Origin of the sequence: Ulvibacter litoralis, from assembly GCF_900102055.1 — a bacterium.
Lineage (GTDB): Bacteria > Bacteroidota > Bacteroidia > Flavobacteriales > Flavobacteriaceae > Ulvibacter > Ulvibacter litoralis.
This window is the reverse complement of the sequence record NZ_FNBA01000007.1, coordinates 18,716-35,010: the sequence shown is the minus strand read 5'-3', so window position 1 is coordinate 35,010 and position 16,295 is coordinate 18,716. Positions and strand designations below refer to the sequence as shown.

Annotated in this window: 16 protein-coding genes; 14 read left to right on the top strand and 2 right to left on the bottom strand. The window is 37.0% G+C overall.

Annotated elements, in window-relative coordinates; genetic code table 11:
• The first annotated feature begins 50 nt into the window (after positions 1-50).
• From BLQ00_RS15580 to BLQ00_RS15565, 4 genes are all read left to right on the top strand, one after another.
• Positions 51-2,540 carry a T9SS type A sorting domain-containing protein gene (locus tag BLQ00_RS15580; RefSeq protein WP_093145247.1) on the top strand — a complete coding sequence of 830 codons (2,490 nt, stop codon included), beginning with the start codon at positions 51-53 and terminating at the stop codon, positions 2,538-2,540.
• Between the two features lie 87 nt (positions 2,541-2,627).
• Positions 2,628-3,248 carry a recombination mediator RecR gene (recR, locus tag BLQ00_RS15575; RefSeq protein ID WP_093145246.1) on the top strand — a complete coding sequence of 207 codons (621 nt, stop codon included), beginning with the start codon at positions 2,628-2,630 and terminating at the stop codon, positions 3,246-3,248.
• A 3-nt stretch (positions 3,249-3,251) separates the two neighbouring features.
• On the top strand, positions 3,252-4,373 hold the full coding sequence (locus tag BLQ00_RS15570) for a glycosyltransferase family 2 protein (protein WP_093145245.1): 1,122 nt from the start codon (positions 3,252-3,254) through the stop codon (positions 4,371-4,373).
• Between the two features lie 143 nt (positions 4,374-4,516).
• Complete coding sequence (locus BLQ00_RS15565; protein ID WP_093145244.1) at positions 4,517-5,821, top strand: dihydrolipoamide acetyltransferase family protein; 1,305 nt, start codon at positions 4,517-4,519, stop codon at positions 5,819-5,821.
• Positions 5,822-5,900: 79 nt separating this feature from the next.
• On the opposite strand, the gene BLQ00_RS15560 is transcribed toward BLQ00_RS15565, so the two are convergent.
• Positions 5,901-6,515, bottom strand: a complete 615-nt coding sequence (locus BLQ00_RS15560; protein WP_093145243.1) for a thioredoxin domain-containing protein — start codon at positions 6,513-6,515, stop codon at positions 5,901-5,903.
• 54 nt (positions 6,516-6,569) lie between these two features.
• Between BLQ00_RS15560 and BLQ00_RS15555 the strand changes: the two genes are divergently transcribed.
• The 8 genes from BLQ00_RS15555 (at position 6,570) to ftsY (ending at position 11,421) form a co-directional block, all read left to right on the top strand.
• The gene (locus BLQ00_RS15555; protein WP_093145242.1) at positions 6,570-7,343 is read left to right on the top strand and encodes a 3'-5' exonuclease; all 774 of its coding nucleotides are present in this window, start codon (positions 6,570-6,572) and stop codon (positions 7,341-7,343) included.
• A gap of 30 nt (positions 7,344-7,373) precedes the next feature.
• On the top strand, positions 7,374-7,985 hold the full coding sequence (locus BLQ00_RS15550; protein WP_093145241.1) for a fumarylacetoacetate hydrolase family protein: 612 nt from the start codon (positions 7,374-7,376) through the stop codon (positions 7,983-7,985).
• Entirely contained in the window at positions 7,986-8,327 is a 342-nt protein-coding gene (locus tag BLQ00_RS15545; RefSeq protein ID WP_093145240.1) for an Hpt domain-containing protein, read from the top strand.
• Positions 8,328-9,575 carry a competence/damage-inducible protein A gene (locus BLQ00_RS15540; protein WP_093145239.1) on the top strand — a complete coding sequence of 416 codons (1,248 nt, stop codon included), beginning with the start codon at positions 8,328-8,330 and terminating at the stop codon, positions 9,573-9,575. It abuts the gene before it with no gap.
• Between the two features lie 78 nt (positions 9,576-9,653).
• Complete coding sequence (gene rpmB, locus BLQ00_RS15535) at positions 9,654-9,893, top strand: 50S ribosomal protein L28 (RefSeq protein ID WP_093145238.1); 240 nt, start codon at positions 9,654-9,656, stop codon at positions 9,891-9,893.
• Between the two features lie 27 nt (positions 9,894-9,920).
• Positions 9,921-10,103, top strand: a complete 183-nt coding sequence (rpmG, locus tag BLQ00_RS15530) for a 50S ribosomal protein L33 (RefSeq protein WP_093145237.1) — start codon at positions 9,921-9,923, stop codon at positions 10,101-10,103.
• Positions 10,104-10,111: 8 nt separating this feature from the next.
• Positions 10,112-10,264: a DUF4295 domain-containing protein gene (locus tag BLQ00_RS15525; RefSeq protein WP_093145236.1), complete on the top strand. Its 153-nt coding sequence runs from the start codon at positions 10,112-10,114 to the stop codon at positions 10,262-10,264.
• A gap of 203 nt (positions 10,265-10,467) precedes the next feature.
• Positions 10,468-11,421 carry a signal recognition particle-docking protein FtsY gene (gene ftsY / locus BLQ00_RS15520; RefSeq protein ID WP_093145235.1) on the top strand — a complete coding sequence of 318 codons (954 nt, stop codon included), beginning with the start codon at positions 10,468-10,470 and terminating at the stop codon, positions 11,419-11,421.
• Positions 11,422-11,539: 118 nt separating this feature from the next.
• Here the strand turns inward: ftsY and BLQ00_RS15515 are convergent, their stop codons facing one another.
• Complete coding sequence (locus tag BLQ00_RS15515; RefSeq protein WP_093145234.1) at positions 11,540-13,441, bottom strand: S9 family peptidase; 1,902 nt, start codon at positions 13,439-13,441, stop codon at positions 11,540-11,542.
• A gap of 268 nt (positions 13,442-13,709) precedes the next feature.
• Between BLQ00_RS15515 and rimO the strand changes: the two genes are divergently transcribed.
• Positions 13,710-15,011, top strand: coding sequence for a 30S ribosomal protein S12 methylthiotransferase RimO (gene rimO / locus BLQ00_RS15510; RefSeq protein WP_093145233.1), 1,302 nt, complete (start codon positions 13,710-13,712; stop codon positions 15,009-15,011).
• Between the two features lie 16 nt (positions 15,012-15,027).
• Complete coding sequence (locus BLQ00_RS15505) at positions 15,028-16,275, top strand: hypothetical protein (RefSeq protein ID WP_093145232.1); 1,248 nt, start codon at positions 15,028-15,030, stop codon at positions 16,273-16,275.
• The last annotated feature ends 20 nt before the right edge of the window (positions 16,276-16,295 follow it).

Below are 16,295 nucleotides of genomic sequence, written 5' to 3'. Positions count from 1 at the left end.
TTTGATACTTTTGGAGGACTATGAAAAACTACTAATCAATATTTTTAAAAATGAAGAAACATTTAAAAGCACTACTATTTGTTGCCTTTTTTGCAGGCATCACCACAATGCAATCACAAGAGTATCTTAAAATGATTGAAGAAGGAACACATAGTGTTCAAGAAATTGTTGCTAATGCCGAGGCTTATTTCGCAAATCGTGATAAAGGAAGAGGAACAGGGTATAAACAATTTAAACGTTGGGAATACAATGCAACTAGATTGATGAATGAAGACGGATACCTTAGAAGTGTTTCTGAAAACATTGCTGAATGGGAAAGTTATAATGCTTACTTAAACGAAACAGCTCAGAGCAGACCTGCACTATTAGATAACTGGCAAGAGTTAGGGCCTGTAAGCTGGAACGCGACTACAAGTTGGAATCCTGGAGTTGGTAGGATTACAGCAATCTCTGTGGATAAAACTGATAATGATCACATTATTGTTGGAGCAAATACAGGAGGTGTGTGGAGAACAACAGATGCGGGTCAAAATTGGACTCCTTTAAATGATGATTTTTCAAATTTAGCTGTGTATTCGGTTGCTATAGACCCTTCTAATTCTAGTACTTATTATTTTGGATCTAATAGCGGAATGATATTTAAATCGACCGATTCGGGAGCTACTTGGGACCAAATAGGAGATATAAATAATTCTAATATCAATAAAATTTTAATCCATCCTACCAATAGCGACATTATGTTTGTTACAGGATCTGGTGTTTATGCTACTTTCGATGGTGGTACTACTTGGACACAACCTGTTAGTGATAGTAGTGGATATGATGTTGAATTTAAACCAGGAGATTTATCTGTAGTATATGCTTCAGGAAGCGGTGTTCATAAATCGGTAGATGGCGGACAAACATTTACCACTATTTCAGGATTTTCAAATGGTCCTAAAATGATAGGTGTTTCAGCAGACGATGCAAATGTTGTATATGTATTAGAGGCTAATGGAGGTTCGTTTGGAGGACTTTACAAATCAGTAAATAGTGGTAGTAGTTTTTCTGAACTAGACCATTCAGGACGTAATTATTTTGGATATGATACCAATGGTTTCGATTCGGGAGGACAAGCTCCAAGAGATATGGACATTGCTGTAAAACCAAATGACGTAGATGAGGTTCATATTGCAGGAGTATTAACATGGCGTTCAACAGACGGAGGAGTTTCTTTTAATAATACATCTGACTGGATTCCTAATGATGCCGCAAATGCTAATGTAGGGTATTGCCATGCTGATGTTGATATTTTAGAGTTTGAGGGGACAACTTTATATGTAGGTACAGATGGAGGAATATTCAAAGCTGAAAATACAAATACAGTAAGTGCAAATTACTTTGAAGATATTACAGAAGGAATGGGAATTCGTCAGTTTTATAAAATTGGTGTTTCGCAAACAGAAGATGTAGTTGTTACAGGAGGAGCTCAAGATAACGGAACTTCTTTTTACACTGAAGCAGGAGGATGGAAAGATTGGTTAGGAGCCGATGGTATGGAAGGATTTGTAGATAAAACAAATTCGAACACAATGTATGGAATGATCCAAAATGGAGGAATGTACCGAACTTCAAATGCAGGTACAACGATTACAAATATAGTAGAGCCAGGACAAGCTTCTGGTGAGTGGGTTACTCCTTTTGAACAAGATCCAGTTCTTGTAAATACTATTTATGTAGGGTATAATATCGTATATAAATCAACAAATAGAGGATTTTCATGGGAACCAATATCTCAAGTTTTAAATGGAAACTTAGATCATTTGAAAATAGCACCTTCTAATAACTTGATCATGTACGCAGCCAATTCGGGAACTTTATACAGAACCGATGATGGAGGAGCAACCAATTGGGTAACCACTGCAAACCCAGGAGGTATTATTAGATCGGTAGCAATTCACCCAACAAACCCAAATAAAGTAGCGGTAGCAAGTTCTACAACGAATAAAGTGTATGTATCAAACGATGGTGGAGCTACTTGGATCAACTATAAGAAAAACTTGCCTAACTTTAGCTCGCTAGCCTTAGTTTGGGATGATAACGGTCAAGATGGATTATATCTTGGAATGGACTACGGAGTTTACTATATCGATAATACATTTACAGAGTGGCAGCCATACAGCAATAACTTACCAAATGTAATTATCAATGAATTAGACATCAATAACGAAACAAACATGTTATATGCTGCTACTTACGGTAGAGGTTTGTGGGTTTCTCCATTGGTAGAAGATAACTTAGGTGTTGCTGATAAACTTTCAGGAGAAAGCATTCAAGTACACCCTAATCCTGCAACAAATGAACTTACAATTTCATTAGCTGAAACAATTGAAGCTGATGTAAGAGTATTTGATGTGTTAGGGAAAGTTAAAATTTATGAAGCCAACGTATTTTTAGACAACAATCATACTATAAACTTAGAATCTTTAGCTTCAGGAGTTTATTTTGTTCGAATTAATTCTGAAAAAGGAACGGTTACTAAAAAGTTTATCAAAAACTAGAAACCTTTAATTTTAATACGATAATGCTTCAGCGAAATTTAATTTTTTCTGAAGCATTTTTTTTATCTTGCAGCTAACTAAAAACCTATGGATTTTTCTTCAAAATTACTTGAAAATGCTGTGAACGAAATGTCACAACTACCTGGTATTGGAAAAAGAACCGCGCTGCGTTTAGTGCTTCATTTGTTAAAACAACCCAAAGAGCAAACTCATAAACTTTCGCTAAGTCTTCAGAACATGAGAGATGAAGTGAATTTTTGCGAAAATTGCCATAATATTAGCGACACCAAACTTTGCGAAATATGTGCGAATCCTAATCGATTGAGTCATATCGTTTGTGTGGTAGAAGATATTAGAGACGTTATGGCGATTGAGAATACAAGTCAGTATAGAGGCCATTATCACGTTTTAGGAGGCAAAATATCGCCTATGGATGGTGTTGGTCCAAGCGAATTGAATATTACCACTCTTGTTGAGAAAGTGAAATCGGGCGTTGTTGAAGAAATTATCTTCGCATTAAGCTCTACAATGGAGGGCGATACCACAAACTTCTATATCTTTAAACAAATTGAAGCCTATAAAGTAGTAACCACTACAATTGCTCGTGGTATCTCTGTAGGAGACGAACTAGAATATGCAGATGAGGTTACCTTGGGAAGAAGTATTTTAAACAGAATCCCTTTCGAAAATTCCCTAAAAAGCTCTTAACTATTGAAACTATCTGTCGTAATTCTTAATTATAATGTTCGGTATTTTTTGGAGCAATGCATTGTGAGTGTTCAACGATCGCTTAGAAATCTTGAAGCAGAAATTATTGTAATAGACAACAACTCTTCAGACGATAGTTGTAGCATGGTGAAAAACCGTTTTCCTGAAGTTACACTCATCGAAAATAAAGTAAATGTAGGCTTCAGTAAGGCTAATAACCAAGCGGTAAAAGTTGCAAAAGGAGAGTATGTATGTATTCTAAATCCCGATACGGCTGTTTCTGAAGATACTTTTTCAAAATGTATTGATTTTGCTGAAACAGATGACAACATCGGAGCCATTGGAACTTATTTGCTAGATGGTACAGGTAATTTTCTTCCTGAAAGCAAACGAAATCTACCAACTCCCAAAGTTTCGTTGTTAAAAATTATTGGAGTTGGAAATAGCTATTATGCCAATCATCTTTCCGAAGATGAAAAAGGGGATGTAGCTGTTTTGGTAGGGGCCTTCATGTTTTTAAAACGCAGTATTTACAATGAAGTTGGCGGCTTTGATGAAGATTATTTTATGTATGGAGAGGATATTGATTTTTCATATAAAATAACCAAAGCAGGCTATACCAATAAATACTTAGGATCGGCATACACGCTTCATTACAAAGGAGAGAGTACCCAACGCGATGCTGCGTATTACAATCGGTTCTATGGAGCAATGCAGATTTTTTATAAAAAACATTTTAAGCAAAACATATTTTTAAAAACAGCTGTTTTTTTAGGGGTTTTCGCTGCAAAAAAGTTTCATAAAATTTCAAATAGTAAAAAAACACCACGAAATAATCGACCTAGAAAGGCATTTGTGTTTACAGAAAACCTTACGTTGTACCGAAAACTTTCAGAAAAACTAGACGTAGAATTGAAAACAGCGTCTAAGTCATTATTTGAACATACCGACCTTAAAAACTGCCTGTTTATTATCGATGTTACGTATATGCCTTATGCTCAAATTTTTTCCGTAATGCGCAAACACAGCAATAAAAACAACCAATTTCGTATCTGTCCGCCACGATGTAATTTTATTTTAGGGAGCGATAAAAGTGATGAGAATGGAAGCGTAATTGTTTTTTAAGTAATTTGAAAGGGAATCGAGCAATTTTTGACTAATTTTGCACCGTTTTAAAATAAGTACCTAAAACCGATGTTCGATAACTAGGAAAAACGTTTTTTCTGAAACGTTATGAATGTCAAAGTCGTTAAATCGAAAAATAAGTTATGGCAAAATTTGAATTGAAACTTCCTAAAATGGGCGAAAGTGTAGCAGAAGCTACATTAACCAATTGGCTGAAAAATGTAGGCGATACTATTGAAGCCGACGAAGCTGTGCTAGAAATAGCAACCGACAAGGTAGACAGCGAAGTCCCTAGTGAGGTGGATGGAGTTTTAGTAGAACGATTGTTTGAAGTAGATGATGTTATTCAAGTAGGGCAAACCATCGCAATTATTGAAACTGAAGGCGATGTAGAAACGGATGCACCCGCAACTAAAACTGAACCAACTCCGGAAGTAATTGCAAAGGTTTCAGAACCTATCGCAGCAGCTTCAGAAGCAACACAACCTGTTATTGAAAACTCAGGAGATCGTTTTTATTCTCCATTGGTAAAAAATATAGCTAGTGCGGAAGGAATTTCACAGGCAGAACTTGATGCAATTTCTGGTACAGGGAAAGATGGTAGAGTAACTAAAAATGACATTTTAAGTTATGTAGAAAACCGTTCTTCAAAACCAGCGACTTCTTCCGAAGCAACACCACAAAAAACAGCTCCAACTTCTACTGCAGCTCCTGCAAAAGCACCTGTTTCAGTAAATGGAGGTGATGAAATTATAGAAATGACCAGAATGGGTAAGCTGATAGCACACCATATGGTCGAAAGTGTTCAGCGTTCGGCACACGTACAATCTTTTATTGAAGCCGATGTTACCAAAATTTGGAACTGGCGTAAAAAAGTGAAAGATGCATTTATGAAACGTGAAGGGGAGAACCTTACGTTTACGCCTATATTTATGGAAGCGGTTGCAAAAGCATTAAAAGACTTCCCGATGATGAATATTTCGTTAGATGGTGATACCATTATCAAACGTAAAAACATCAATCTTGGGATGGCGGCAGCTTTAGCAGACGGTAATTTAATTGTCCCTGTAATTAAAAATGCAGATCAGTTAAACCTTGTTGGCATGAGTAAAGCGGTAAACGACCTAGCTTCAAGAGCACGTGATAATAAGTTAAAACCAGACGATATTCAAGGAGGAACCTATACAGTTACTAATGTTGGTACTTTTGGAAGTATTATGGGAACACCTATTATCAACCAACCTCAAGTGGGAATTTTAGCCTTAGGAGCGATACGTAAAGTACCTGCTGTTATTGAAACTCCAGAAGGAGATTTTATCGGTATTCGTTATAAAATGTTCTTATCACACAGTTACGACCATAGAGTTGTAAATGGTGCTTTAGGAGGGCAATTTGTAAAGCGCGTAGCAGATTATCTAGAAGCTTGGGATAGCAATAGAGAGATATAATTCTACAAGAGAGTTTATACTAATTTAAAAAGCATTTCTTCGGAAGTGCTTTTTTTTGTTTTCTTCGGAAAGGTACGCGTTAGTCTAACAGTATTTTGTGGATATCCTCTAAAGTGTCGTATCCAAAAATATGATGCGTTTTATTCCAGATTACAGGGAACTGGATTTTTAATGTATCAGGCGATTTCTTTTCTATGAAAGCAATAAACTGATTGTACAGCATATCGTCTTCATGTATGTTAAACGCACGATGTGAAATTCCTTTGTTTTCTAAAGAAGCAGATAGTTCGGTGCATTTTTCACAATCGTTCATGGTAAATACAACCAATTTATTTGTAATTACTTTTTCAATGTCCTTTTCCTTCTTTTCGGGTGTGAAATTAAGATTGTTCTCTTCTTCATTTACAACAAGGGTATACTCATAAGAGGCAGCTGTTCCAGAGATTTCAATCAATGTAATCATAGGTGTTTTACTGTGTGGCGGAATGTCCTTAATCGTTGGGCGGTTTGCGCTTCTACGATACCCTTCAGAAAGAACCATAAAAAATACATTTAAGGTATCTTTCGTTGTATTTTCAGCAAAGAGAATCGTTCTTTTTCCCTGTTTTTTTTCAGAAATAAGAATTCGTTTTTCTTGAGACAAAAGCGTTCCAGAAATTAATAACGTAAGGAATAGTAGAATTTTATGAGTCATAACTTTTTACAAAAGTATTAAATAGTAACTTTGTTATAACAATAATTAATCCAAATGGAGTTAAATCTAAAAAAACCTATTTGTTTCTTCGATCTGGAAACAACAGGAATCAATATAGCTAAAGATCGAATTGTCGAAATTTCTATCCTTAAAGTGTTTCCAAACGGAAATAAAGAGAGCTTTACGTGGCGGGTAAATCCAGAAATGAGTATTCCTAAAGCAACGACAGAAATTCACGGTATTACAGACGAAATGGTGGCGAATGAGCCTACTTTTAAAGAGTTGGCGCCCAAAGTATATGCATTAATTAAAGACAGTGATTTAGGAGGGTTTAATTCCAATCGTTTTGACATTCCTTTATTGGCAGAAGAAATGCTGCGTGCCGAAATTGATTTCGATATGAAAAAAGCTCTTTCTGTAGATGTGCAAACCATATTTCACAAAAAAGAGAAGCGCACGCTTGAAGCAGCGTATAAATTTTATTGCGATCAAGACTTAACAGATGCGCACAGTGCAGAAGCAGATACCAATGCGACCTATGAAGTATTAAAGGCGCAATTAGAGCATTACGACGACTTAGAAAACGATGTAAACTATTTGGCGGCATTTAGTTCGCATAAAAACTTCGCAGACTTTGCGGGGTATATCGGATATAATAAAAATGGTGAAGAGATTTTTAGCTTCGGAAAGCATCGTGGTGCTTTAGTAGAAGAAGTGATGGAAAAAGAACCAGGATACTTTGGGTGGTTGCAAAATGCAGATTTTCCGCTATATACAAAGAAAGTGCTTACTTCTATTAAACTTCGAAAATTGAATACAAAATTTTAAAAGTCTTGTTGCTTCTAAATATTATAAACTATGAAAATAATTTGTGTAGGACGTAATTACACAGCTCATATCGAGGAGCTAGAGAATGAAAGGCCAGAGCATCCAATCCTTTTTTTGAAGCCAGATACCTCGGTAGTCCTAAAAAAGCAACCTTTTTTTATTCCTGATTTTTCTAATGATGTGCATCACGAGGTAGAAATTTTGGTTAAGATTAAAAAGATAGGAAAACACATCGATCGTAAGTTTGCACACAAGTATTATGATGAAATCGGACTTGGTATAGATTTTACGGCGCGTGACCTTCAAAAGGAATTAAAAGAAAAGGGATTGCCTTGGGAAAAAGCCAAAGGATTTGATGGTGCAGCAGTTGTAGGTACTTTTTTGCCAAAAGAAACGTTTGCTAGTGTAGACAGTATTGATTTTAGTTTAAAAAAGAACGGAGAAGTCGTGCAAAAAGGAAATACAGCATTAATGCTGTGGAAGATTGATTCGTTAATCGAATATATTTCAAAATATTTTACTTTAAAGATTGGAGATATTATATTTACAGGCACTCCAGCAGGAGTTGCAAAAGTAAACCCCAATGATACCTTAACGGGATATATTGAAGACAAAGAAATATTTTCCATAAAAGTTAAATAAATGAGTAAACATTATTCTATAGATAGCCTACGTGAAATTGCTGGTGGCGAAGCAGATTTTATGGTTGTAGTAGCCCAAACGTTTTTAGAGGAGATTCCGCCAGACTTAAGCGCTATGGAAGAAGCTGTTGGGAACGATAATAAAGAATTAGCGTATCAATTTGCGCATAAAATGAAACCCAACCTTGAGATGTTTGGAATTGATTTGCAAAAGGAAATTACTACAGTAGAATCTTGGACAAGAACCTCTAAGAGTAAAGCTGTTATTGCAGAGCATATCGAAACAATTAGCACAACATTACACCACGTTTTCGCTGAGCTTAAATCAGATTTTAATTTATAGATGCTTGCAGAAATAATCACGATTGGTGATGAAATATTGATCGGTCAGATTGTTGATACAAATTCGGCTTTCATGTCTAAAGAACTCAATAAAATTGGAGTTCAAGTGTATCAAATTACGTCCGTACAAGACGATAGAGAGCATATCTTAAAAGCGCTTCAAAATGCGCAAGAGAATGCCGATTTGGTATTGATAACGGGCGGATTAGGTCCTACAAAAGACGACATCACTAAACATACTTTGTGTGAATTTTTTGACGATACTTTAGTTGAAAACGCAAACGTGCTAGCGCATGTAAAATCCCTTTTTATAGACCGCTTGGGAAGAGAGCCATTGCCTGCAAATTTATTGCAGGCCTTAGTACCTTCAAAAGCAATTGTACTTCCAAACCAACAAGGAACAGCTCCTGGTATTTGGCTAGAAAAAGAAAACACTGTTTTTGTGTCAATGCCTGGTGTGCCTTACGAAATGAAACAATTGCTCATCGATGAAGTGTTTCCGAGGGTACTTAAAAAATTTGAACGTCCGTTCATTTATCATAAAACACTCCTCACTTATGGAATGGGTGAGAGTGAGGTCGCGAAGCGAATAGAGGCGTGGGAAAATGCATTGCCTCCCGAAATTAAACTTGCCTATTTGCCTTCTTTTGGAAAAGTTCGTTTGCGTTTGTCTTCCAAAGGAACGAATGAAAAAGTATTGCTGCAAAGTGTAAATAAGCAAATGGATCTTGTACACGCCTTATTGGAAGATATTGCAATTGGGTATGAAGATGAAACAAGCATTGAACAACGTATAGGAACTTTATTGGTAGAAAAGGGGAAAACCCTTGGTGTGGCCGAAAGTTGTACAGGAGGTGCTATTGCAAGCTTGTTTACAGAGCATGCGGGAGCTTCAGCCTATTTTAACGGAGGAGTTATTCCGTACCATACCGTGTTAAAAACAACCATACTAGGTGTAGATGCCGAACTTATAAAAAAACACAATGTGGTGAGTATTCCTGTTTCCGAAGCAATGGCATTACAGGCTACTAAAATTTTTAATTCCGATTATGCGATAGCTACAACCGGAATTGCAGGGCCCACAAAAGGTGATGGAATTGATGAGGTGGGGACAGTTTGTATCGCAATTGCAACTCCAAAAGGAATAATTTCAGAAAAATTTAGCTTTGGGACAGCTCGCGAAAGAGTCATAACGAAGGCGGTTAACAAGGCTTTAGAGATGCTTTTAAAAGAAATTTTAAAAAACTAGATTCCTTTTGTTGCGCGAAACGATTAAATTACTTAAATTTGCACCCTGTTTTAAAATAACAATAAAATATTTTAACGAATGTCGAGAGTTTGTGAGCTTACGGGCAAAAGAGCAATGGTAGGGAATAATGTTTCTCATGCCATGAATAAAACTAAACGCAAGTTTAATGTAAATCTTGCTAAAAAACGTTTTTACATCCCAGAAGAGGATAAGTGGATTACACTACGTGTGTCAACTTCAGTATTAAAAACAATTAACAAAAAAGGTATTTCTGCCGTTATTAAAGAAGCGCGTGCAAACGGCTTTCTTACTAAATAACAGCAATAATTCATAAAGTCTATTACAATGGCTAGAAAAGGAAACAGAGTACAGGTAATATTAGAATGTACAGAGCACAAAGATTCAGGGAAACCTGGAACATCTCGTTACATTACTACTAAAAACAAAAAGAACACTCCAGACAGAATGGAATTGAAGAAATTCAACTCTATTCTTAAGAAAATGACTGTTCATAAAGAAATTAAATAATTTGAGTCATGGCAAAGAAATCGGTAGCATCGTTACAAACAGGATCTAAGCGTTTAACCAAAGCTATAAAAATGGTTAAATCGCCTAAGACAGGAGCATACACATTTACGGAGTCTATTATGTCTCCAGAATTAGTTAGTGATTGGTTAAGTAAAAAATAATCAACACAATACCATATAAGTAAAGCCACTTTTTTTTAAAAGTGGCTTTTTCTATTTGTATCTTTGTTGGAAATCTGCAGAAATAATATTTCTGTGGGCGTGCCTCTCCTTCGCTAACGCTCCGGAGAGTCGGGCTTTTGTCGCTACACGGTAGCGTACGCAATCCCTCACGCAAACGATAACAACAAACCTATAACCAGAACATGAGTTTTTTTAAAAAGATATTTTCAAAAGAAAAAAAAGAAACCTTAGACAAAGGATTAGAGAAATCTAAAAGTTCTTTTCTAGACAAACTAGGGAAAGCCGTTGCAGGGAAAAGTAAGGTTGATGATGCTGTTCTTGACAACCTTGAAGAAGTATTAGTTTCTAGTGATGTTGGGGTAACAACGACTCTTAAAATTATTACCCGTATCGAAGAGCGCGTTTCTAAAGACAAGTATTTAGGAACCGATGAGCTTAATAAAATTTTACGTGAAGAAATAGCAGGTCTTCTTAGTGAAACTAATTCAGGAAATGCGACCGAGTTTGAAATTCCAAAGCAAGACGACCCGTATGTAATTATGGTGGTTGGAGTAAATGGAGTAGGAAAAACAACAACTATAGGGAAGCTGGCACATCAATTTAAAAGTGCCGGTAAAAATGTAATTCTAGGGGCAGGAGATACCTTCCGTGCTGCCGCAATCGATCAGCTTCAAATTTGGGCAGATCGAACAGGGGTTCCTATTGTGCGCCAAAATATGGGGAGTGATCCCGCCAGTGTCGCCTTCGACACCTTAGAAAGTGCTGTGAAACAAAATGCCGATGTTGTAATTATCGACACTGCAGGACGTTTACACAATAAGATAAACTTAATGAATGAGCTTACGAAAGTAAAACGCGTCATGCAAAAAGTTATACCAAACGCACCTCACGAAGTACTTCTTGTATTAGATGGCTCTACAGGACAAAATGCATTTGAACAAGCAAAACAATTTACAGCGGCGACCGAAGTAACTTCATTAGCCGTTACAAAGCTAGACGGTACAGCCAAAGGTGGAGTGGTAATTGGAATTAGTGATCAGTTTCAAATTCCTGTGAAATACATCGGAGTAGGAGAGGGAATAGAAGATTTACAAGTATTCAACAAGTTTGAGTTTGTAGATAGTTTCTTTAAGTAATATTAGAATGATACGCTTCTCTTTTGAGAAGCTTAAGTTTCATAAAAAAAAGCCGCAATAAAATCTAGTTGTTTTAGATTTTATTGCGGCTTTTTTGTTTGTAGCAATAACTATTGACTTATAGCGTCTCTTTCAACCAATCGTAAAACTGACGTTGCCAAACCAATGCATTTTGTGGTTTAAGGACCCAATGGTTTTCTTCTGGGAAATACAATAGTTTGCTTTTAATTCCGCGTAATTGTGCCGCTTGAAATGCTTCCAAACCTTGTTCAATAGGTACGCGATAATCTTTTCCACCTTGTACAATTAAAATAGGAGTGTCCCATTTATCTACATAGTTAATTGGATTAAATTCATTGTACGCTTTTTGAGCCGTTGCATTGTTTTTGTCCCAATACGCACCGCCCATATCATGGTTTACAAAAAATACTTCTTCGGTAGTTCCGTACATACTACGCATATCGAAAATACCGTCGTGTGCAATAAAACTTTTAAAACGACCATTGTGGTGTCCTGCAAGATAGAATACTGAATAACCACCAAAACTAGCACCAACTGCACCAATACGATCATTGTCTACATACGATTCTTTAGCAACGTCGTCAATGGCGTCTAGGTAATCTTGCATGGCTTTTCCTCCCCAATCACCACTAATGGCAGCATTCCATTCAACACCGTGTCCAGGCATTCCTCTTCTATTGGGCGCTACAATAATGTAGCCTTGTGAAGCCATTAGCTGAAAATTCCATCGGAACGAATAAAATTGTGTCAAGGCAGATTGTGGACCTCCTTGTGCATATAACAATGTTGGGTATTTTTTTGTAGCATCAAAATTTGGAGGAAGTATCACCCATACCAACATTTTCTGATTGTCTTTCGTAGTTACGTATCTTTTCTCCACCTTCGGAAGGTCAAGTTTGCTGTAAAAAGCATCATTCACATGTGTAAGTTGTGTGAACTTTTTAGACTTTAAATCGAACGAAAATAATTCCGTAGCATGATTCATATCGGTTCTAGTCACAATAAGCGATTTATCAAGTTCAGCTACTATTCCAGTTACATTAAATTGTCCTTCTGAAAGTTGTTGCACTACAGGCATTTTTCTAGTTCTTCCAGGATAATCCACACTAAATAACTGAATCGTTCCGTCAACAGGTGCGGTAAAGTAAATGTCTTTGCTGTTCTTAGCCCATGTAAAACCGTTTACAGTTCCATTCCATCGTGCAGTGAGGTTCATTTGAACGCCATTATTTAAAACAATAATGTCGTTTTTATCAGCTTCGTAGCCGGGTGTTTTCATTTGCAACCAAGCCAATGTTCCGTCTTTAGAAAAAGCAGGTTGTGTGTCGTATCCTTTGTTGTCAGGAGTAATGTTAACCGTAGTTTTGTCTTGTAAGTTGTATTTATAAATGTCGGTATTGGTACTAACAGCATATTCGGTACCCGCAACTTTTTTACTTACATAGTAGATTTCAGTGCCATCTGGCGACCAGATATAATCTTCATCACCACCAAAAGGAGCTTGAGGCGAATAAAAAGGTTCGTTGGGCATGATGTCGGTGTCTTCACCTGTTTTCATGTTTTTGTAGAACACGTGATTGTATGATCCGTTATTCCAGGTATCCCAATGTCTATAATCTAATGAAGTAAAAACATAGGCGTCAGATTCAGGAAGATCAGAGTACATGTCTTTTCCTGTAATCTTAGAAACAGCGACAGGTTTGTGTAGAAGTTGGTATCCGTAATTTGGAGATAGGTTTTTGTCTGGAACCATTCCTTCAGCACTTTCTAATAATGTAGCTTCACCACCGCCGACAGGCATTTTGTAAAAAGTAGAGTCAAAACCATTGGTTTCCATGTTCGGAGTAGAAACTTTATAAATTAGGCTTTGTCCATCGTTAGAAATCCCGAGCGGACTCACTTTTTTAACTTGCCATAAAAGTTCGGGAGTCATAACATTTTGAGCTTGCATAAAAGGAGCACATATAAAGGTTAGAAATAATAAAATGTGTGTTTTCATCATTGTTTTTTTTAAGAAAGTAAAGTTATACAAACCCAAACTATTTAAAAAGCCAAAACAAGAAATCAATACCAAGACAATGCGTTCATACGTTTCTGGTTAGATGTAAATACATGCGGAAATGAAGCTGTAGAAACACCTTGTATTCTTAGTAATAAGCAGTATCTTTGCACGCTTTCTTTTTTATCTAAATGAATCGATAAACGAGCGAGAATTCAGAGTTGTTACTCTGTCTCTTAAATACTTACTCCTTACTACTTAAAAAAATATGCGTACAAAGACACTAAAAAAGAATAAGATTAATGTAGTTACACTTGGTTGTTCCAAGAATGTATACGATAGTGAAGTGTTGATGGGGCAGCTACGCGCCAACAATAAGGAAGTGGTTCACGAAGAGGAAGGTAATATCGTGGTGATTAATACTTGCGGTTTTATTGCCAATGCAAAGGAGGAAAGTGTAAACACTATTTTAGAGTACGTTCAGAAAAAAGAAGAAGGTATTGTAGATAAAGTATTTGTTACGGGTTGTCTTTCTGAAAGATACAAGCCAGATCTTCAAAAAGAAATTCCAAGTGTCGATCAGTATTTTGGTACGACCGAATTGCCAGGCTTGTTGAAAGCACTAGGAGCCGATTACAAACACGAATTAATAGGAGAACGTTTAACAACAACTCCTAAAAATTACGCCTATCTTAAAATTGCTGAAGGTTGTGACCGTCCGTGTTCGTTCTGTGCCATTCCAATTATGCGTGGAAAACATAAAAGTACACCCATCGAAGATTTGGTAACGGAAGCTGAAAAATTAGCAGCAAATGGCGTGAAAGAATTAATTCTTATTGCGCAAGACCTTACCTATTACGGATTAGATATTTACAAAAAGAGAAACCTTGGCGAATTGCTTCAAAATTTGGTAAAGGTTGAAGGTATCGAATGGATTCGTCTACATTATGCATTCCCTACAGGATTCCCGATGGATGTCTTGGAAATTATGCGTAATGAGCCGAAGATTTGTAATTATATTGACATTCCATTACAACACATTGCAGATCCCATCTTAAAATCGATGCGTCGTGGAACAACAAAAGCTAAGACTACAAAATTGTTGCAAGACTTTCGTGCAGCCGTTCCAGATATGACCATTCGTACCACTTTAATTGTGGGGTATCCAGGTGAAACGGAAGAGGATTTCCAAACGCTTAAAAGTTGGGTGGAAGAAATGCGTTTTGAACGTTTGGGGTGTTTTACATATTCTCACGAGGAAAATACGCACGCGTATAACTTAGAGGATGATGTTCCTGAAGACGTAAAAATGGATCGCGCGAATCAGATTATGGAAATTCAATCGCAGATTTCTTGGGAACTGAATCAACAAAAAATCGGGAAAGAATTTAAAGTGGTCATCGATCGTAAAGAAGGTGGATACTTTGTAGGACGTACCGAATTTGATAGTCCTGATGTAGATAACGAAGTGCTTATTAATGACGAAGGGTATTTGCGTACCGGTGAATTTTTTAATGTAAAAGTAACCGCAGCAGAAGATTTCGATTTATACGCAGAAGTTGTAAAATAATTTTAAGTACTTCGGAATGAGATTCGTTAGCATCCTGTATATTGTTTCAATGCTTGTTGTTTCTTGTAAGTCTGAAACCAAAAAGGAAACGATTCAAACTTCAGATGTAACTGAAGCTTCAGAAGTAATAGAAAATCCAGTCACTGGAAATAGTTCTCTTCCGAAGCTTTTCAGAAGTCATGACAACCTATTTCTTTCTTGGACTGAAAAAAAGGATACGACTACTACCTTATTCTATTCAACCTATAAAAATGGAACGTGGACTCCTTCCGAAGCCATTATTTCAGGAACTGATTGGTTTGTAAACTGGGCCGATTTTCCTGCCATTGCTGAAAATAACGGAACCCTCTTAACGAGTTTTCTTCAGAAATCCGCAAAAGGAACCTATACCTACGATATAAAATTGAACGTATATCCTTCCGAAGAAAAAAAGTGGAACAAAAATCTTTTACTTCATAACGACGGGACCAAAAGTGAACACGGTTTTGTGTCAATGCTCCCTTCTGGAGATACTTCCTTTTTTGTTACTTGGCTTGACGGACGAAATACAATGAATGGTGGAGGTCACGATGCGCATTCAGAACACGGAAGTGGTGCCATGACGCTTCGTAGTGCCATTGTGGATGCAAAGGGAACAATCACAGAGCGCACCGAATTAGACGCTCGAATTTGCGATTGTTGTCAGACGTCGGCAGCGCAAACTGAAAACGGTCCGGTGGTTGTGTATCGCGATCGAAGTGAGACTGAAATCAGAGATGTTTCCATCGTTCGATTTGTGGATGGGACTTGGACACAGCCGCAAACCATAGGAAACGATGTTTGGGAAATTTCAGGCTGTCCTGTGAATGGACCTTCCGTTTCGTCTTTGAATAATAATCTAGCAATAGCATGGTTTACCGCAGTTAATGACGTGCCAAAAGTGCAAGTGGTATTTTCTGAAAACAATGGTGAATCCTTCGGAATGCCGATTCAGATTAACAACGGTTTTGCCTTGGGGCGTGTCGATGTGGCTATGATTTCTAACACTGCCGCTTTGGTAAGTTGGATGGAAACCGTAGACGATACTACGCTTATAAAACTAGTGAAAGTGACACATAATGGAGTTGTTGGAGCCCCTAAAATTATTTCGAAAACGAGTGCCGAACGTGCTAGTGGATTTCCTCAATTGGAAGTGATTCAAGATACTGCCTTTGTAGTTTGGACAGCGATTACGGACGATGCTTCTACCGTTAAAATAGCAACTCAGCCTCTAAATACTTTGTAATTTTAAGTACCTTTACTAGG